The organism is Dokdonella soli, from assembly GCF_039523175.1.
Lineage (GTDB): Bacteria > Pseudomonadota > Gammaproteobacteria > Xanthomonadales > Rhodanobacteraceae > Dokdonella_A > Dokdonella_A soli.
Genome location: NZ_BAAAEU010000003.1, coordinates 1 through 16626, shown reverse-complemented (window position 1 = coordinate 16626; position 16626 = coordinate 1). Strand labels below are relative to the sequence as shown.

At 66.8% G+C, this 16626-nt stretch carries 11 protein-coding genes; 6 read left to right on the top strand and 5 right to left on the bottom strand.

The features are described from left to right. Positions 1 to 12: 12 nt before the first annotated feature. Both ABD002_RS03195 and ABD002_RS03190 read right to left on the bottom strand, forming a co-directional pair. Positions 13 to 2109 carry a RelA/SpoT family protein gene (locus tag ABD002_RS03195; RefSeq protein WP_379989364.1) on the bottom strand — a complete coding sequence of 699 codons (2097 nt, stop codon included), beginning with the start codon at positions 2107 to 2109 and terminating at the stop codon, positions 13 to 15. 184 nt (positions 2110 to 2293) lie between these two features. After that, positions 2294 to 3631: a hypothetical protein gene (locus ABD002_RS03190; RefSeq protein ID WP_343787086.1), complete on the bottom strand. Its 1338-nt coding sequence runs from the start codon at positions 3629 to 3631 to the stop codon at positions 2294 to 2296. A gap of 153 nt (positions 3632 to 3784) precedes the next feature. On the opposite strand from ABD002_RS03190, the gene ABD002_RS03185 reads away from it, so the two are divergent. Then, positions 3785 to 4255 carry a hypothetical protein gene (locus tag ABD002_RS03185; protein ID WP_343787084.1) on the top strand — a complete coding sequence of 157 codons (471 nt, stop codon included), beginning with the start codon at positions 3785 to 3787 and terminating at the stop codon, positions 4253 to 4255. 351 nt (positions 4256 to 4606) lie between these two features. On the opposite strand, the gene hrpA is transcribed toward ABD002_RS03185, so the two are convergent. Further along, positions 4607 to 8734, bottom strand: coding sequence for an ATP-dependent RNA helicase HrpA (gene hrpA, locus ABD002_RS03180; protein WP_343787082.1), 4128 nt, complete (start codon positions 8732 to 8734; stop codon positions 4607 to 4609). A 157-nt stretch (positions 8735 to 8891) separates the two neighbouring features. Between hrpA and ABD002_RS03175 the strand changes: the two genes are divergently transcribed. Further along, positions 8892 to 9359, top strand: a complete 468-nt coding sequence (locus ABD002_RS03175) for a Dps family protein (RefSeq protein ID WP_343787080.1) — start codon at positions 8892 to 8894, stop codon at positions 9357 to 9359. Between the two features lie 64 nt (positions 9360 to 9423). Here the strand turns inward: ABD002_RS03175 and ABD002_RS03170 are convergent, their stop codons facing one another. Further along, the gene (locus ABD002_RS03170; RefSeq protein ID WP_343787078.1) at positions 9424 to 11133 is read right to left on the bottom strand and encodes a SulP family inorganic anion transporter; all 1710 of its coding nucleotides are present in this window, start codon (positions 11131 to 11133) and stop codon (positions 9424 to 9426) included. A 46-nt stretch (positions 11134 to 11179) separates the two neighbouring features. Continuing rightward, positions 11180 to 12442 (bottom strand): threonine/serine exporter family protein, encoded by a 1263-nt coding sequence (locus tag ABD002_RS03165; protein WP_343787076.1) that lies wholly within the window; start codon positions 12440 to 12442, stop codon positions 11180 to 11182. 101 nt (positions 12443 to 12543) lie between these two features. On the opposite strand from ABD002_RS03165, the gene ABD002_RS03160 reads away from it, so the two are divergent. From ABD002_RS03160 to ABD002_RS03145, 4 genes are read left to right on the top strand one after another with little or no spacing between them, the layout of a single operon-like run. Further along, complete coding sequence (locus ABD002_RS03160; RefSeq protein WP_343787074.1) at positions 12544 to 13653, top strand: ABC transporter permease; 1110 nt, start codon at positions 12544 to 12546, stop codon at positions 13651 to 13653. Then, the gene (locus ABD002_RS03155) at positions 13650 to 14489 is read left to right on the top strand and encodes an ABC transporter ATP-binding protein (protein WP_343787072.1); all 840 of its coding nucleotides are present in this window, start codon (positions 13650 to 13652) and stop codon (positions 14487 to 14489) included. Before ABD002_RS03160 ends, ABD002_RS03155 begins: the two co-directional genes overlap by 4 nt. Before the next feature lie 3 nt (positions 14490 to 14492). Next, positions 14493 to 15437 (top strand): MlaD family protein, encoded by a 945-nt coding sequence (locus ABD002_RS03150; RefSeq protein WP_343787070.1) that lies wholly within the window; start codon positions 14493 to 14495, stop codon positions 15435 to 15437. Continuing rightward, the gene (locus ABD002_RS03145) at positions 15434 to 16069 is read left to right on the top strand and encodes an ABC-type transport auxiliary lipoprotein family protein (protein WP_343787068.1); all 636 of its coding nucleotides are present in this window, start codon (positions 15434 to 15436) and stop codon (positions 16067 to 16069) included. Before ABD002_RS03150 ends, ABD002_RS03145 begins: the two co-directional genes overlap by 4 nt. Positions 16070 to 16626: the final 557 nt, after the last annotated feature.

Genomic DNA, 16626 nt, shown 5'->3' with positions numbered 1-16626 from the left:
TAGCGCAAGGCCTCAGGTCACGCGGCGCGCCTCGATCACGTTCGGTACCGCAAGCAGCTGCGCGAGCAGGCCGCTGAGCTGGCCGAAATCGCTGACGCGGATGGCGTAGTTCATCTCGGCGATGCCCTTGCGCGCATCGACGCGTGCGTTGAGCGCGATCACCTGCGCGTTCGCGGCCGCGATCACGTTGCTCACGTCCTTGTGCAGCCATTTGCGGTCGTAGCCTTTGACCACGATGTCGACTTCGTAGGCCTGCTGGCGGCGCAGGCCCCATTCGACCGCGATCAGACGGCTGGCGTCGCGTTCGCGCAATTTCCCCAGCTGCGCACAGTCGGCGCGATGCACCGAGACGCCGCGGCCACGTGTGATGTAGCCGGTGATCGCATCGCCCGGCAGCGGCTGGCAGCAGCGCGCGAGCTGGCTCAGCAGGTTGCCGATGCCTTCGATGATGATCGCGCCATCGGCGGCCTTCGCCGCGCGTGCGAGCGCGGCCGGCGATGGCTTGGGCGCGCTGTCGGGCACCTCGCGCGGCGTGGTGAGTTCGTGCAGCGCGCGCGCGAGCTGGCCCGAGGAGATGTCGCCGAGCGCGAGCGCTTCGAGCAGGTCGTCCTGGCTCTTCAGATGGAAGCGCTCGGGCAGGCCATCGAGGCTCGCCGGTTGCAGCGCAAGGCGTTTGAGTTCGCGCTCGAGCAGGGCGCGGCCGGCGGCCAGGTTCTGCGCCAGGTCGATGCGCTTGAACCAGGCGCGCACCTTCTCGCGTGCGCGATGCGTGGTCAGGAATCCGTGGTGCGCGGACAACCAGTCGCGGCGCGGCTCGATGGTCTTGCCGGTCAGCACCTCGACGCGATCACCGCTGGCCGGCTGGAACGTCAGCGGCACGATGCGTCCGTCGACCTTGGCGCCGCGGCAGCGATGACCGACATCGGTATGGATCGCATACGCGAAATCGAGCACGGTGGCGCCGCGCGGCAAGTCGATGACCTGACCCTTCGGGGTCAGCAGGTAGACGCGATCCTCGACGACCTCGGTGCGGAAACCGGCCAGCAGGGCCGCATCGTCGTCGCGCGCGTCCTTGGCTTCGAGCAGCTGGCGCATCCACGCGATCTTGCGTTCGAAGCTCGCATCGGCGCCGCCACCTTCCTTGTAGCGCCAGTGCGCGGCCACGCCGAGTTCGGCGTGGCGATGCATCTCGACCGAGCGGATCTGCACCTCGAGCGTCTTGCCGTCCGGCCCGACCACGGCGGTGTGCAGCGACTGGTAGTGGTTGCCCTTCGGGCTCGCGATGTAGTCGTCGAACTCACCGGGAATGTACGGCCACAGCGTGTGCACCACGCCGAGTGCGGCATAGCAGCCGGCCAGATCGTCGACCAGCACGCGCAGCGCGCGCACGTCGTAGAGCTCTGAGAACTCCACGCCCTTGCGCTGCATCTTGCGCCAGATCGAATAGATGTGTTTCGGGCGGCCGGCGATGTCGGCCCGGATGCCGGCCTTGCCGAGCGCGTCGCCGAGCTGGCGCTTCGCGTTCGCGATCCAGGTCTCGCGTTCGCCGCGGCGCTCGTCGAGCAGGCGCGCGATGCGCCGATAGGTGTCCGGCTGCAGGTAGCGGAACGCGAGGTCCTCGAGCTCCCACTTGACCTGCCAGATGCCGAGCCGGTTCGCGAGCGGCGCGTGGATATCCGCGGTCAGCTGGGCCAGCGCGCGCTGCTCGGCTTCAGGTGCACGTGCGGCGGCGCGCATGCGCACGAGCTGGCGCGCGAGCAGGATGAACACGACGCGCAGGTCGCGGATGATCGCGAGCAGCAGGCGCCGCAATCCCTCGGCGCCGCCGACGCTGCCATGCGCCGCGTACAGCGACCACACGCGCTCGGCTGCCTGCTGACCATCGAGCAGCGCGCGCACGTCATCCGGAAACGCGGCGAGGTCGGTCGCGCCCAAAGGCACGCCACTCGCAATCAGCGTGTGCAGCACGCAGGCGGCTTGCGCCTCTTCGCCGACGCCGAGCTCGCCGATCAGGTCGAGGCTGGCAACCAGTTCGGATTGCGCCTGGGCCCATGCCGCATTGGCGGTCCCGGCGTGATCGAGCGCGAAGCGGCACGCGCGCACGGCCATGCCCGCAGGGGATGCCTGTACCAGCTTCGATGCCCAAACGGCCAGGTCAGCAGGAGATTCGGCGGTCGAGTTCACGATCCGATGGTACGCATCCGCGATGCGGCAAAGAACAACCGGAGCGGGAAAAGAAATCGGCGCCCGCAGGCGCCGATCGGATGAAGCATGGCTGCGTAAAGCGCCGCGTCTATTGACCGACCATCCAAGGGAAGCCCGTGGAACCCGGCATGAACCCGAACGCCACATCATCGCCGCTGAACTGATTGCCACCGGACGTAACGAGAGCCGGATCGACCAGAATCGAGACACCGACGACCGGTGTAGTGAAATTCGTATGCGTGTTCTGGCCGATAGAGCGGACCACGGCCACATAGAACGAAGTCGACCCGCTGCCCACCGGCGGCGGACTCACCGTGGTTCTATACGTCAACGGCAGCGCGTATATCTGTGCTCCCGTACAAACACTGCTGTTCAATGCAGTCGGAAGCGTGGTCAGGAAGCAGTATTGACCGGTTGCCGTCAGGAAAGCGGAATCGTAGGCGTCGGATATAAAGAACGCCTCACCGTTGGGAGCCGTCGAGGCCGATGTGCTGGCCGGTGTTGGCAACTGGAACTGGGTAGGTGCCTGCGTAGGCTGCGCACCGTAGCGCGCATCGACGCGGAAAAGATACGTGAAATGGGTTGCGTCCGTAGCGGTCCAGATCGTCCCCGCGCGAACTCCCAATCCGGCCGTCGACGCAGGGCGAACGCCGGTAACGGCTGCGCAGGCTGCAGTCTCCACCACTCTGACGGGCTGGGCCACCGTGGAAATACATGGATTCGTCGGCACCTTGGTCCAATCAGGCGTGTTCCAATCGAACCCGGCCGGCGGGATCCAGTTCACCAGATGGTTGTAGTTGGTCGCGGTCGTCGACTCCCATCCGTTGTCGAAAATACCATCAGTCAATCCAGTGGGAGCGTCCCCGGCGGCACCTACGCCCTGGCAAATGAGCGTCGTCCAATGAGCGCCAGCGCTGTCGCGATTCACGCTGAGCACGCCACCGGTATAACTGACGAGCGGCACATCCGCCGCGTTCTGGAAAAACCATGGATGCGCGGGCGAGAAGCTCTGGTCCTCATGCGCGGTGATCAAGGTCGCTGGAGTCGATCCCAGGAGTGGATTGCCGCAGAACAGAAAGCCGTCGGTGTACACCTCCAGCGCGCTGGCATTCGAACTGGTCTGGACATACGAAATGCCGCCTGGCGGCGCCGTTTTTCCGGGCGGCACCAGCGTCGGTGTCTGCACCGTCTGTCCAGCGCTGTTGACCACCACGCCGGCGACCGTCGGGGCCTGCACCTGGGCCTGTGCGGTCTGGATGGAGGAAACGGAAGCTACGGCTCCGATGAACACATACCCCACAAACTGCTTTACTGACGACATTCTGGGATTCTCTGGGCCTTGGCTACCGATGGCTTCATTCAACGTTCCGCATCGCTGGGCGATGCGCGACAGGTTCCAGCCATCCAGGCTGCTGTTCGATCGCACTAACCCCCTCGGGCCAAAGCCCGACAACGTCGTGCTACACTCGAACCCGCCGCATTCTAGCGACTCGCGCGACCGCGCGCACCTGTTAACTTCGTGTTAGACAAGGATTTTTGCGGCTGCGGTCACATTCCGATGCCCCTGCCGATCAGACCTATGCGCCCGATTTCGAGCCTTGCCCTCACCCTGTTGGTCGTCGTTGCCACCGCCGCCAGCGCCCAATCGCAGTCACCGACGCTCGAGGAGCGCATGTCGCAGACGGAGTTTCATGCCGCGGGCCTCGACAAACTCTCGCCGCAGGAATTGCAGCAGCTGAATGCGTGGCTCGATGCGCACGGCGGCTCGAAAGTGCAATACGTGAGTTCGAGCGGCGCACCGGTGTTCTATCCCAACGACTCGGCGCGCGACACCATCGAGGCCCAGATCGAAGGTACGTTCGTCGGCTGGCGCGGCAAGACCCTGTTCAAGCTGGACAACGGCCAGGAGTGGCAGCAGGCCGAATCCGGCGCCTATGACGCCGGCAAGTTCAACGCACCGAAGGTCAAGATCAAGCCGATGTTGCTCGGCAGCTGGCTGATGTACGTCGAAGGCTGCGGCTGCAGCGTGCGCGTGCTGCGCACCAAGTGAGCGCAGGATGCGCTCATCCCGGCCAGCACATGGATGTGCGGTGAGCCGGGATCCAGTTCACTCCTCATGAACTCATCCCGTGCAGGCCATGGATGGCCGACGACACGCGATCCAGCTGTCTGAAGCATACCTTCATCCCGTGCAGTACATGGACGTACGCTGACACGGGATCCAGCTCCTTTGAATTGAACTCATCCCGTGCAGTACATGGACGTACGCTGACACGGGATCCAGCTCCCTCGAAGTACGCTCATCCAGCGAAGCGAAGGCACGGGGTCCCGGCGTTCGCCGGGACGACGATTGGCAGCTCGCGCCGCGCAGGATGTACGCCGACACGGGACCCTGCTGCCTCTATTTTCTCGGCTTCAGCGTCTCGACGAGCTTCGCCAACCGCTTCGGCGACACCGGCTCCGCCGTACGCAACTCCTGCGCGAACGTTGACACCCGCAGTTCTTCGACCAGCCAACGCAGTTCCGCGAGTTCCGCATCCTCGCCACCGCGCTCCGCACGCAACTTGAGATAGTCGCGCCAGTAGCCCTGCAGCGCGAGCATGCGCGCCTGGTCGCGCGCCGGATCCTGGCGCAGGCGTTCCGCACGCAACCGCATCGCTTTCAGGTAACGCGGGAATTGCGCGAGACGCGCTTTGTCGACCTCACGCAGGAACCCCGGGAACAGCAGTTCATCGAGCTGCTCGCGCAGGTCGTCGTAGTTCGCGCGCGCGAAGCCCATCAGCGGCGGTTCCAGCAACGGCCGCAACTCGGCGTAGGCGGCGATGATCGTTTCCGCGAGCGCGAGGTGCTCGACCGCCGCCGGAAACAGTTCGCGCGCGATCGCATCCTTCGCGTGTTCGAAATCGCCGCGCCGGCGGATATCGAGATCGTGCGCTGCCAGTCGTTCGCGTAGCGCAGCCTCGATCAGATCACCCCGTAGCGCCTCGGCACTCCCCAATGGAGTCCATTTCAAGGCGAGGGCATTATTCAGCGGCAGCTGCCTGCGCGCCTGCTTGAGCTTGTCGGCGAGCGCGCGGCGCAGCAGGCGCTCGACGCCGCGGCGATGCTCGGCCAGCGCCTCGTCGTGGCGTTCGAACACGCGCAACGCGACGCTCTCGCCGAGATCGACCAGCGCCGGGAACGCGGTCAGCCCTCCTGTCGAGACGATGCTGTCCGGAATGTCTTCGACGTCGAAGCTGTCGACTTCCTCGCGCGTCAGTTCGATATCCGCGCGGCGCGAGAACGCGACACGTGCTGCACCGGTCCACTGCGCCTGGATCGCGGCGAGATCGCGGCTTTCGACGAGCGTCTTGCCCTGCTCGTCCCGGCCATGATCGGCGATGATCCGGAAGTTCATCGCCAGATGCGGCGGCAACTCGATACCCGCGAAGTCCGCAGCGCCGATCACCACGCCGGTTACGCGCTGCAGGTAGCGCGCGAGCGCGCCGAGCAGCGGTTCGTCACGCGGCGCCTCCGCCTCGGCGAATGCGCGCGCGAAGTCCGGCGCAGGCACGAAATTTCGACGCAGCGCCTTCGGCAGGCCGCGGATCGCTTCGGCGACCTTCTCCGGCAGCAGTCCGGGCACCAGCCATTCGCAGCGTGGCGCGGACACCGCGTTGACCAGCGCGAGCGGCACCTGCAAGGTCACGCCGTCGGCCGCATCACCCGGCACGAACCGGTACGACAACCGCAACGCATGACCGGCGACCTCGAACTGCGCCGGGAAATCGCGCGCGCCTATGCCGGGAGACTCGCCGAGCACGTCCGCCAGCGACCAGTGCAGTGCGGCCTGCTCGGTCGGCGTGGCCTTGCGGTACCACGCATCGAGCGCCGCGCTGGTGTGGATGTCGGCCGGCAGCTTGCCGGCGAAGAACGCCACGAGTTCCTCGTCGGAACGCACGAGCCCGCTGCGACGCCGCTTCGCCTCGATCTCGCGCGCCTCGGTAAGCACACGCGCATTCGCACGCACGAAGTCCGCGCGCGCGTCGATGTCGTTGCGCGCGAGCGCCTCGGTCACGAAGATCGTGTGGGCGAGTTTCGGATCCTGCTGGCCGAACTGCACCGCGCGCTTCTCGACCAGGGTCAGGCCGAACAGCGTAACCTGCTCGAACGCGACCACCGCGCCGCGCTTGCGCGACCAATGCGCGTCGCGCCAGCTTTTCCGGACCAGATGCGCGGCCTGCTGCTCGATCCAGGCCGGCTCGACGCGCGCGCAGAGCATGCCGTACACCTTCTGCAGATCGAGGATCTGCCCGGCGAGCAGCCATTGCGGCGGCGCCTTCGCGACCGACGAACCCGGGAAGATCGAAAACTTGCGCTCGCGCGTACTGCGGTATTGCCCGCGCTCGTCCTTGAGGCCGACCTGGGTCGGCCAGCCGGACAGCAGGCAGCGGTGCACCGCTTCGTACGCCTGCGCATTGAAGCCCTCGCCCCCGACGGCTTCACCGTTGGGGGAGACGGTTGGGTGAGGGGGCGAGGGTCGCGGGTTGTCACGCCGTGCGGTTTTCGCCGGGACTGCAAGGCTGGTGGGCTGGGACCGCGCGCCCCTGTTGGCCGCTTTCGCAGACTTCGCGCCCCGCCCCCCCATCCCAGCCCTCTCCCCCGACGGAACAGCCGTCGGGGGAGAGGGAGCGTGTGCGGCCCACCCAAGCTCGTCCGTCACCAGCAGCAATTGCCGATGCAGTTCACGCCATTCGCGCATGCGCAGGAAGGAGAGGAAGTGCGCCTGGCACCAGTCGCGCAATTTCGACTGCGTGAATTCCTCGTGCGCGCTGGCGTACGCGGTCCAGAGTTTGAGCACGCCGATGAAATCGGATTTCGGATCGGCGAACTCGGCGTGCGCGGCATCGGCCTGCTGGCGCGCGTCAGCCGGGCGCTCGCGTGGATCCTGGATGCTGAGGAACGCGGTCAGGATCAGCAGCTCGCGCAATGCGCCGCGCGATTGCGCCTCGACCAGCATGCGGCCGAGCGCGACATCGATCGGCAGCTTCGCAAGCGTGCGGCCGATGTCGGTCAAGCGCTTGTCCTCCTCAATCGCCCCGAGTTCGGCCAAGCGCCGGTAGCCATCGCCGAGCGCGCGCTCGGACGGCGCCTCGACGAACGGGAAATCGGCGGGGTCACCGAGCTTCAGCGCGAGCATGCGCAGGATCACGCCGGCCAGCGACGAACGCAGGATTTCCGGTTCGGTGTAGCGCACGCGCTGCGCGTAGTCGTCCTCGGCGTAGAGGCGGAAGCACACGCCAGGCCCGACGCGACCGCAGCGGCCCTTGCGCTGGTCGGCGGCGGCCTGCGAGATCGGCTCGATGTGCAGGCGCTCGAGCTGGTTGCGCGGGCTGTAGCGCTTCACGCGCGCCGTGCCGGTGTCGACGACGTAGCGGATGCGCGGCACGGTCAGGGAAGTCTCAGCAACATTGGTCGCAAGCACGATGCGCCGCTGCGGACCGGGCTTGAACACACGGTCCTGCTCGGTCGCAGACAGCCGCGCGTAGAGCGCCAGCACCTCGGTTTCGCGGTACTTGCGCCGCGACAGCGCCAGGTGCGCGTCACGGATCTCGCGTTCGCCGGGCAGGAACACCAGCACATCGCCGCGCGGGTCCTCCTGCGTGATCTCGTCGGTCGTCGCGACGATCTGCTCGGCGAGGGAAATGGGGTCAGAGTCATTTCTCCGCTTGCGCGAATCGGTCGCCCCGGCGTCTTCGCCGGAAAAATGACTCTGACCCCATTTCCGCCAGCGCACTTCGACCGGATAGGTGCGACCTTCGACCTCGACGACCGGCGCGTCGCCGAAGTGCTTCGCGAAACGCGACGTATCGATCGTCGCCGAGGTCACGATCAATTTCAGATCACCTCGCTTCGCGAGCAGGCGTTTCAGATAGCCGAGCAGGAAATCGATGTTGAGGCTGCGCTCGTGCGCCTCGTCGAGGATGATCGTGTCGTAGGCATTGAGCCACGGATCGGACTGCGTCTCGGCGAGCAGGATGCCGTCGGTCATGAACTTGACCAGCGACTCATCGGAGACCTGGTCGGTGAAGCGCACCTGGAAGCCGACCAGCTTGCCGACCTCGCTGCCGAGTTCACTCGCGACGCGACGCGCGACGCTGCGCGCGGCGATCCGGCGCGGCTGCGTGCAGCCGATCAGCCCGGCCATGCCACGCCCGGCGGCGAGGCAGAGCTTCGGCAACTGCGTGGTCTTGCCCGAGCCGGTCTCGCCGGCCAGCACGACGACCTGACGCGCGCGGATCAGCTCGACGATCTCGTCAGCGCGCGTGGCAATCGGCAGCGACTCGTCGATGCGGATTTCCGGCATGCGCGCCGCTCGCGCCGTGCGACGCGATGCAGACGCTGCGATCGCGGCACGCAGCGCATCGATCTCGCCGGAAGACGGCGCCGGGCGCGTGGCAGCGAGCCGGCGCCAGCGTGCCAGCAGGCGACCGAAATCGCGCGCCATCACGGTATCGAGCGCGTTGCGCAGGGATTGAAGGTCAGGCATCGGGTGATTGTCGACGACGCGCGCTGCGCGCGCGAGGGCTGGATTGCAGTGGGCAGCGCCGATAATTGCGGCCTATCGCGACGATTCGCAAGTTCGATTTCCCAGAGGCCCAGCGCTGCACTAGCCTTCAACGCATCGACCCACTAGGAGCCCGGTCATGGCCATCGACATCGGCATCACGAAGAAGGACCGCGAGAGCATCGCGAGGAATCTCTCGAAACTGCTGGCGGATACCTATTCGCTGTACCTGAAGACGCACGGTTTCCACTGGAACATCACCGGTCCGATGTTCAACACGCTGCACCTGATGTTCGAGACGCAGTACAACGAACTGTGGATCGCGGCCGACGCGCTCGCCGAACGCATGCGCGCGCTCGATGTCTACGCGCCGGGTTCATACACGCAGTTCGGCAAGCTGACCTCGATACCGGAGGAAACCGGCGTGCCGGACTGGAAAGCCATGGTGCGGCAGCTCGTCGACGGCCATGAGACGGCGACACGCACCGCCCGCGAGGTGTTCAAGGCCGCGGACCAGGCCGACGACCAGCCGACCGCCGACCTCGCGACGCAACGCATGCAGGAACACGAAAAGACCGCGTGGATGCTGCGTTCATTGTTGCGCTGAGGCGGGACCGGCCGGCCGGCGCAATCGTCGCCGGTACGACGAAGAAGGTAAGCGTCCGCCTCGATCAGGATGACGTCGGCGTGTGCCCGGCCGACGCCATCGCCAGCGCCTGCGGGAAGTCATCCGCGAAGCGCAGCACTTCCCCGTCGGCGACGATGCCCATGTCGGCGAGGATGCGCGCGGGCTGCGGCTGCAGTCCGGTGAAGATCAGCGCCGTGCCGGTACGCCGGCAGCGCGCGACGAGGCTGCCGATCGCGGTCGCGCCCGATGCATCGATCAGCGGCACTTGGCGCAGCCGCAGGATGAACACGCGCGGCGGCTTGCCGAATGCGCGCAGTACGTCGTCGATGCGGTTGGCGACCGCGAAGAACAGCGGGCCCGACACGCGGTAAGCCTCCACGCCGTCGGGCAGCGCATCGTGCCCCACGATCCGGCGCGCGCGCGTGAAATCGTCCTCGTCCTCCTCGACCAGGTCGACATGCGCGTCCATCGCCACGACCTCGCTCATGCGGTGCATGAACAGGAACGCAGCCAGCACGACACCGACCTCGACCGCCAACGTGAGGTCGAACATCACCGTCAGCGCGAACGTCACGACCAGCACGAGGCGATCGCCGAGCGGCGAGCGCATCAGCTGGCGGATGCGCTCGATCTCGCTCATGTTCCAGGCGACCAGCAGCAACAGCGCGGCCATGGCCGGCAGCGGCACATAGTTCGCGAGCGGCGCCGCGACCAGCACGAACAGCAGGATGAACACGGCGTGCGCCATGCCCGCCACCGGGGAACGCGCGCCGGCGCGCACATTGGTCGCGGTGCGCACGATCGCGCCGGTCGCCGGCAGGCCGCCGATCAGCGCCGACGCGGTGTTGGCCACGCCTTGCGCCACCAGTTCGCAATTGGAACGGTGCCGTCCGCCGATCATGCCGTCGGAAACGACCGCGGACAGCAGCGATTCGACGCCACCCAGGAATGCAATCGTGAACGCGCTCGGCAGCAGTTCGCGCAAGCGTGTGATGTCGAACGACGGCAGATGCGGCGTCGGCAGTTCGCGTGGAATCGGCCCGAAGTGCGACAGGATGGTTTCGACCGGCAGGCCCAGCAGCGCGGTGACGAGCGACGCGGCGACGACCGCAATCAGGAAGGCCGGCCAGTTCGGTCGCCAGCGGCGCATCGCGACCAGCGCGGCCAGCGTTCCCAGCGCCAGCAGCGCGGCGGCCGGATTGAGGCTGTCGATATGGGCGCCATAGGCCTGCCAGCGCGCCAGGAACGTCGCCGGCACGGTGGCCAGGTCGAGGCCGAGCAGATCCTTGATCTGGCTGCTGAAGATGCTGACCGCGATGCCCGCGGTGAATCCGGTGATGACCGGCTGCGGCATGTACTTGACCATCGTGCCGAGGCGCAGCAGGCCGGCCAGTATCAGCATCATCCCGGCCATCAGCGTCGCGACCACCAGTCCGTCATAGCCCTGCGTCGCGATCACGTTGAATACGACCGGTATGAACGCCGCGGTCGGACCACCGATCTGCACGCGCGAACCGCCGAGCGCGGAGATCAGGAAGCCGGCGACGATCGCCGTGTGCAGACCGATCGCCGGCGATGCGCCGGACGCGATCGCGAGCGCCATCGACAGTGGCAGCGCGACGATCGAAACCGTCAGCCCGGCGAGCAGATCGTGGCGAAGGTCGTCCAGGCCGTAGCCCTGGCGCAGGACGCTGACCAGTTTCGGCACGTAGAGATGCCATGCCGGCGGCGAGGTCGGCGAGTGTGCGGACATTAGGAATCCGGATCGATGAAGTAGCTGGCCAATTATGCCAGCCGCCCTACAGCTTGCGCCGCGGCGGCACCAGCAGGTCGCCGAACAGCAGGCCGGCCACGATCGCGACCAGCAGCGTGACCAGCGTGATCGCGGTATCGATGCCGAGCATCACGTCGCGCTCGAACACGGAGCTCAAGGTGCGGAAACCGACGCTGCCCGGCACCAGCAGGATGATGCCGGGCTCGCGCACCAGTGCGCCGGGACGCTGCATCACGCGCGCGAACACGTTGCTGACCGCACCGATCACCAGACCGCCGATGAACACGCCGAACGCCGGGGTCACGTAGATGCCGCCGAGCTGCGCGCAGACGTAACCCAGCGCGACCGAGGCAACGACGACCGGCACATAGCGGCGCGGGCTGCCGAACAGCACCGCGAACGCGCAGCCGCCGGCGAACACGGCGATCCATTCGGTCCAGCGCGGAACGCCGGCTTCCGAGCCATTGCCGGGCACCCAACCGAACAAAGTGCAGAGCTGGGTCGCGATCACGGTGCCGAACGCGAGCTTGAGCAGGGTCGCGACCGCGCCCATCATGCGCGCGGTGCCCGAGATCAGGTGCTGGCTCGACAGCTCGCGCACCGCCGTGGTCAGCGTCATGCCCGGCATCAGAACGATCAGGCTCGCGATCACCACCGAGCGCAGCGCGAGCGGCGCGACATAGACCGCGATCGCGGTCGCGATCACCGTCGCCAGCAGCGCCGACAGCGCCTCCGCGGCCGCGGCGAGGTTCGGTCGCCCGGTCGCGGCAAGATAGACCAGGCCGATCAGCAGGCCGATCAGGGTCGCGGCGGTGACGCCGTTCCAGCCGGTGTGCAGGATCGCCGCGATGCTGCCGGCCGAGACGCCGTAGCTCGCCACCATCCCGATGTTGTACGCGCGCGAACGCCGCGCCTGACCGAATTCGCGCAGGCGACGGCGACCGGCCGCGAGGTCGAGACGGCCGTCGATGACCCGGTCGGCGATCTCGTCGACCTGGCACAGGCGTTTCAGGTTCACCTCGCCCGGCGGCAGGCGTACGACCTGGGTGATCTCGGCCAGGCCGTCTTCGCGCGCCGGGTCGGAGAACGACATCACGATCGAGGTCGGCGTCGACAGCACGTTGCAAGCCAGATCGAGCCGCGCGCTGACCAGATTGATCACATCCTCGAGCCGCGGCGCCGCGGTGCCGTACTCGTGCAGGCGCTTGGCCAACTCGACCACGAAGCCGATGCGCGCCTGCAACGCCGATTCGCCGCCGTGGCGGTCCTTGAGTTCATCCATGCCCATGGTGCAATGATGCCGTGCCTTGCCCCGTGAATGCGAACCTTGCGTTGTGTGCCGCTGCACGGCGCTTTCCGGAATTCACGACAGCCTGCTAGCCTTGCGCGATGAGCGCCGCCGGCACCGCCACGATCCAGCGCGACACGCAGGGCGAACTCGTAATCGTTTCCGGCGACTGGACGCTGGCCAGCGCGCCCGCGCTGACCGATCTCGTCGCCGCGCTGAAACGCAAGCTGCCCGCTGGCGCACGCGTCGATGCGCGCGACGTGGGCCGCGTCGACACAGCCGGCGCGGGCCTGCTGCTCGATCTCGCCGGCACATCCTCGATCGACGGGCTGGACGCGAACCGGCGCGCGCTGTTCGATGCGGTGGCCAAGGCACAGTCCGCGCCGATGGTCGTGCCGCCACGCGACACCGGCCTGGTCGCGCTGCTCGCGCGCACCGGCGCGGCGGCCGAGCAGGTCGCGCGCGATGCCTGGCAACTGCTCGGCTTCATCGGCCTGATCCTCGCCACGCTGGCGCGCGGCGTCTTCGATCCGCGGCGCTGGCGGATCACCTCGCTTGCGTTCCATCTCGAGCAGACCGGACTCGACGCGGTGCCGATCGTGGTGCTGCTGAATTTTCTGGTCGGTGCAGTCGTCGCGTTCCTCGGCGCGACCGTACTCAAGGATTTCGGCGCGAGCATCTTCACGGTCGAACTGATCGGCTACTCGTTCCTGCGCGAGTTCGGCGTGCTGCTGACCGCGATCCTGATCGCCGGCCGTTCCGGGAGCGCGTTCACCGCGCAGATCGGCTCGATGAAGGCACGCGAGGAGATCGATGCGATCCGCACGCTCGGCCTCGATCCGGTCGAGGTGCTGGTGCTGCCGCGCCTGCTCGCGCTGCTGATCGCGCTGCCGATGCTGACGTTCCTCGCGATGCTTGCCGGCATCGTCGGCGGCGCGGCAGTCTGCGCGCTCACGCTCGACATCTCACCGACGATGTTCGTGACGCGCTTCCACGACCTGGCCGCGGCGAAACATTTCTGGGTCGGCATGAGCAAGGCGCCGCTGTTCGCTTTCCTGATCGCGGCGATCGGTTGCCTCGAAGGCTTCAAGGTGTCCGGCAGCGCCGAATCGGTCGGCACGCACACGACCTCGAGCGTCGTGCAATCGATCTTCGTCGCGATCCTCGTCGACGCGCTCGCCGCGATCTTCTACATGGAGATCAACGTATGACCGAGCGCGAGAAGGTCATCGAGGTGCGAAACCTGCGCAACCAGTTCGGCGCGCAGGTCGTGCACGACCATCTCGACCTCGATGTGTACCGCGGCGAGATCGTCGGCGTGGTCGGCGGCTCCGGCAGCGGCAAGTCGGTGCTGCTGCGTTCGATCATCGGCCTGAACCGACCGGCCGCCGGCAGCGTGACCTTGCTCGGCGAGGACATGATGCGTGTCGCCGACGCGCGGCGCGCACAGATCGAGAGCCGCTGCGGCGTGCTGTTCCAGAACGGTGCGCTGTTCTCCTCGCTCACGGTCGCCGACAACGTGGCGGTGCCGCTGCGCGAGCACTACCGGTTGCCACTTGCGCTGATGCAGCGCCTCGCGAACCTGAAGATCGCGCTGGCCGGCTTGCCGGCCGAGGCAGGCGCGAAGTTTCCGTCGGAACTCTCCGGCGGCATGGTCAAGCGCGCCGCGCTGGCACGCTCGCTCGCGCTCGATCCGGATATCCTGTTTCTCGACGAGCCGACTGCGGGTCTCGATCCGATCGGCGCGGCCGCGTTCGACCAGTTGATCCTGACCCTGCGCGAAAGCCTTGGCCTGACCGTGTTCCTGATCACGCACGATCTCGATACGCTGTACACGATCTGCGATCGCGTCGCAGTGCTGTCGCAGAAGCGCGTGCTGGTCGCCGACACGCTCGCGCGCGTCGAGAACTACGACGACACCTGGATACGCGAGTATTTCCAGGGGCCGCGCGGGCGCGCCGCCGAAGCGGCGGCGGAGATTGCGGCGACGCGCGGCGAACGCACCAGCAAAAGCATCGCGGCTGAAGCCGCTCCGACGAAGAATTGAACCATGGAAACGCGCGCGCACCACGTTCTCATCGGCGCTTTCACGATCGGCGTGTTCCTGATCGCGCTCGGCTTCGTGCTGTGGATGTCGAAGACCGGCAGCGACCGCAGCTACAGCGACTACGACATCGTGTTCACCGAGGCGGTCACCGGCCTCTCGACCGGCGGCCTCGTGCAGTACAACGGCATCAAGGTCGGCGAGGTCACGCGGCTGAGCCTCGCACCGGACGATCCGCGCAAGGTGATCGCGCGCGTACGCCTCGACGCGAGCGCGCCGGTCCGGCAGGACACGCGCGCCAAGCTCGCCCTGCAGGGCGTGACCGGCCTCGCACTGATCCAGCTGTCCGGCGGTACGCCGGGTAGTCCGCCCCTGCTGCCTACGTCCGAGCATCCGGTGCCGGTGATCCCGTCCGAGGAATCGGCGCTGTCGAAGCTGCTCGCCTCAGGCTCGGACATCGTGCTCAGCGCGAACGATGTGCTGTGGCGCATGAACCAGATCCTTTCCGACGACAACGTCAAGCACATCTCGACCATGCTCGAGCACGCAGACCAGCTGAGCGGCGCACTCGCCAACCAGCGCCAGGACTTCGGCACCGCCATCCACCAGCTGACCGAAGCCACCGGCGAACTGAAGAAGACACTGACCGCGGTCACCGCGACCGCCAACTCGACCAACGCGCTGATGCAGAACGATGTGCGCGCGATGCTGAAATCCACGCAGAAGGCGCTCGATTCGGTGGACAAGGTCGCCACCTCGGCCGGCGCGCTGGTCGAAGACAATCGCGCCGCGATCGGCAGCTTCAGCAACCAGGGCTTGCGCCAGATCGGGCCGACCGTGGCCGAACTGCGCGAGACACTGCGCTCGCTGAAACAGCTGAGCGACAAGCTCGGCGCCTCGGACAGCCTGCTGCTCGGCCGCGACCAGCCCAAGGAGTTCCAGTCGAAATGAATATCCGACGCTTTTTCCTGCCGCTGCTGTTCGCCCTGCCCGTCGCCGGCTGCTCGTCGCTGCTCAACGTGCAGCGCCAGCCGTTCACGATCTACTCGCCGAATCTCGACGCGGCGGCCACTCCCGCCGCGGGTCCGCGCGTGGACTGGCAACTTGCTGTGGAGACGCCGCTCGCCAGCGACGTACTGGACAGCGCGCGCATCGCGGTGATGCCGACACCGGGCGTGCTGGAAGTGTTTCCAGCCGCGCGCTGGCGCGATCCGGCACCCGCACTGCTGCGCAGCCTGGTCGTGCAGGGCTTCGAGAACTCCGGCCGCATCGTCGGCGTCGGCAGCGCCGCGTCCGGACTGCGCGCGGACTATGCGCTGTCGATCGGGCTGCACGATTTCCAGCTCGAACTCCGCGCCGGCACACCGCACGCCGTAGTCCGCTTCCAGGCGCAGGTGCGCGACTACACCAGCAACCGAGTGCTCGCGACGCGGGCGTTTGCCGAGGACGCGCCCGCCGCCGGAACCGATGCCGGCAACGCGTTCGCGGCGTTCGAGGTCGCGCTGAACAAGATCATCCCGGAACTGGTCGACTGGACCTTGCGCGAGGGCGAAGCAGCGCACACGAAGGCGCCGGGTGCCTGATCTCACCGCCTGCGTGAGAGACCGCGAAAGGCGGTGTGCCTGGTGAGCCGCGGCACGATGCGGGATTCAAGCGGATAATTCCTCCGCCCTCTTTTTTCTTGTTGCCGCGGTGCCTGTCAGGCTACCGCAACCTGTCGCAGCGGGCTGCCCTTACGCGAACGTGCTCATTGCGGCGCCCTATGCAGCAACGAAAAGTCTTCGTCGATTGAGGAATAGTGGACAAGGTGCACTCCGTTTGCATTGGTGTGCTCGACCATAACGCCACTTTTCAGGTAAGCCCAATCTGATGCTAGGTAACCTTGCACGGCGTCCAGCGTTGGAATGACCACAACAACGCGCGCGGTTTGACCGTCCCATTCCTTTCCTGGGCCGAGTACGTCTCCAGCGCGAACTTCTTCACCGCTTGGATATTGCACTGACATCATTTTGCGCATAGCGCTTGAGGTAAGTGACCGCTGCCACAGTGAGCGTCAGGTCACCGCTCGACATCGCAGAGGGAGAGTTCCTACGAAAAAGTGGACACTCGTTGGTTAGGCGCACTGGGCTTCAAACTCGGC

Excerpts from the sequence above, each read along its gene's own strand:
- ABD002_RS03165 (WP_343787076.1), bottom strand. The coding sequence starts at position 12,442 with ATGGGCATGGATGAACTCAAGGACCGCCACGGCGGCGAATCGGCGTTG.
- ABD002_RS03155 (WP_343787072.1), top strand. The coding sequence starts at position 13,650 with ATGACCGAGCGCGAGAAGGTCATCGAGGTGCGAAACCTGCGCAACCAG.
- ABD002_RS03150 (WP_343787070.1), top strand. The coding sequence starts at position 14,493 with ATGGAAACGCGCGCGCACCACGTTCTCATCGGCGCTTTCACGATCGGC.
- ABD002_RS03145 (WP_343787068.1), top strand. The coding sequence starts at position 15,434 with ATGAATATCCGACGCTTTTTCCTGCCGCTGCTGTTCGCCCTGCCCGTC.
- ABD002_RS03195 (WP_379989364.1), bottom strand. The coding sequence starts at position 2,109 with ATGGCCGTGCGCGCGTGCCGCTTCGCGCTCGATCACGCCGGGACCGCC.
- ABD002_RS03170 (WP_343787078.1), bottom strand. The coding sequence starts at position 11,133 with ATGTCCGCACACTCGCCGACCTCGCCGCCGGCATGGCATCTCTACGTG.
- ABD002_RS03160 (WP_343787074.1), top strand. The coding sequence starts at position 12,544 with ATGAGCGCCGCCGGCACCGCCACGATCCAGCGCGACACGCAGGGCGAA.
- ABD002_RS03175 (WP_343787080.1), top strand. The coding sequence starts at position 8,892 with ATGGCCATCGACATCGGCATCACGAAGAAGGACCGCGAGAGCATCGCG.
- ABD002_RS03185 (WP_343787084.1), top strand. The coding sequence starts at position 3,785 with ATGCGCCCGATTTCGAGCCTTGCCCTCACCCTGTTGGTCGTCGTTGCC.
- hrpA (WP_343787082.1), bottom strand. The coding sequence starts at position 8,734 with ATGCCTGACCTTCAATCCCTGCGCAACGCGCTCGATACCGTGATGGCG.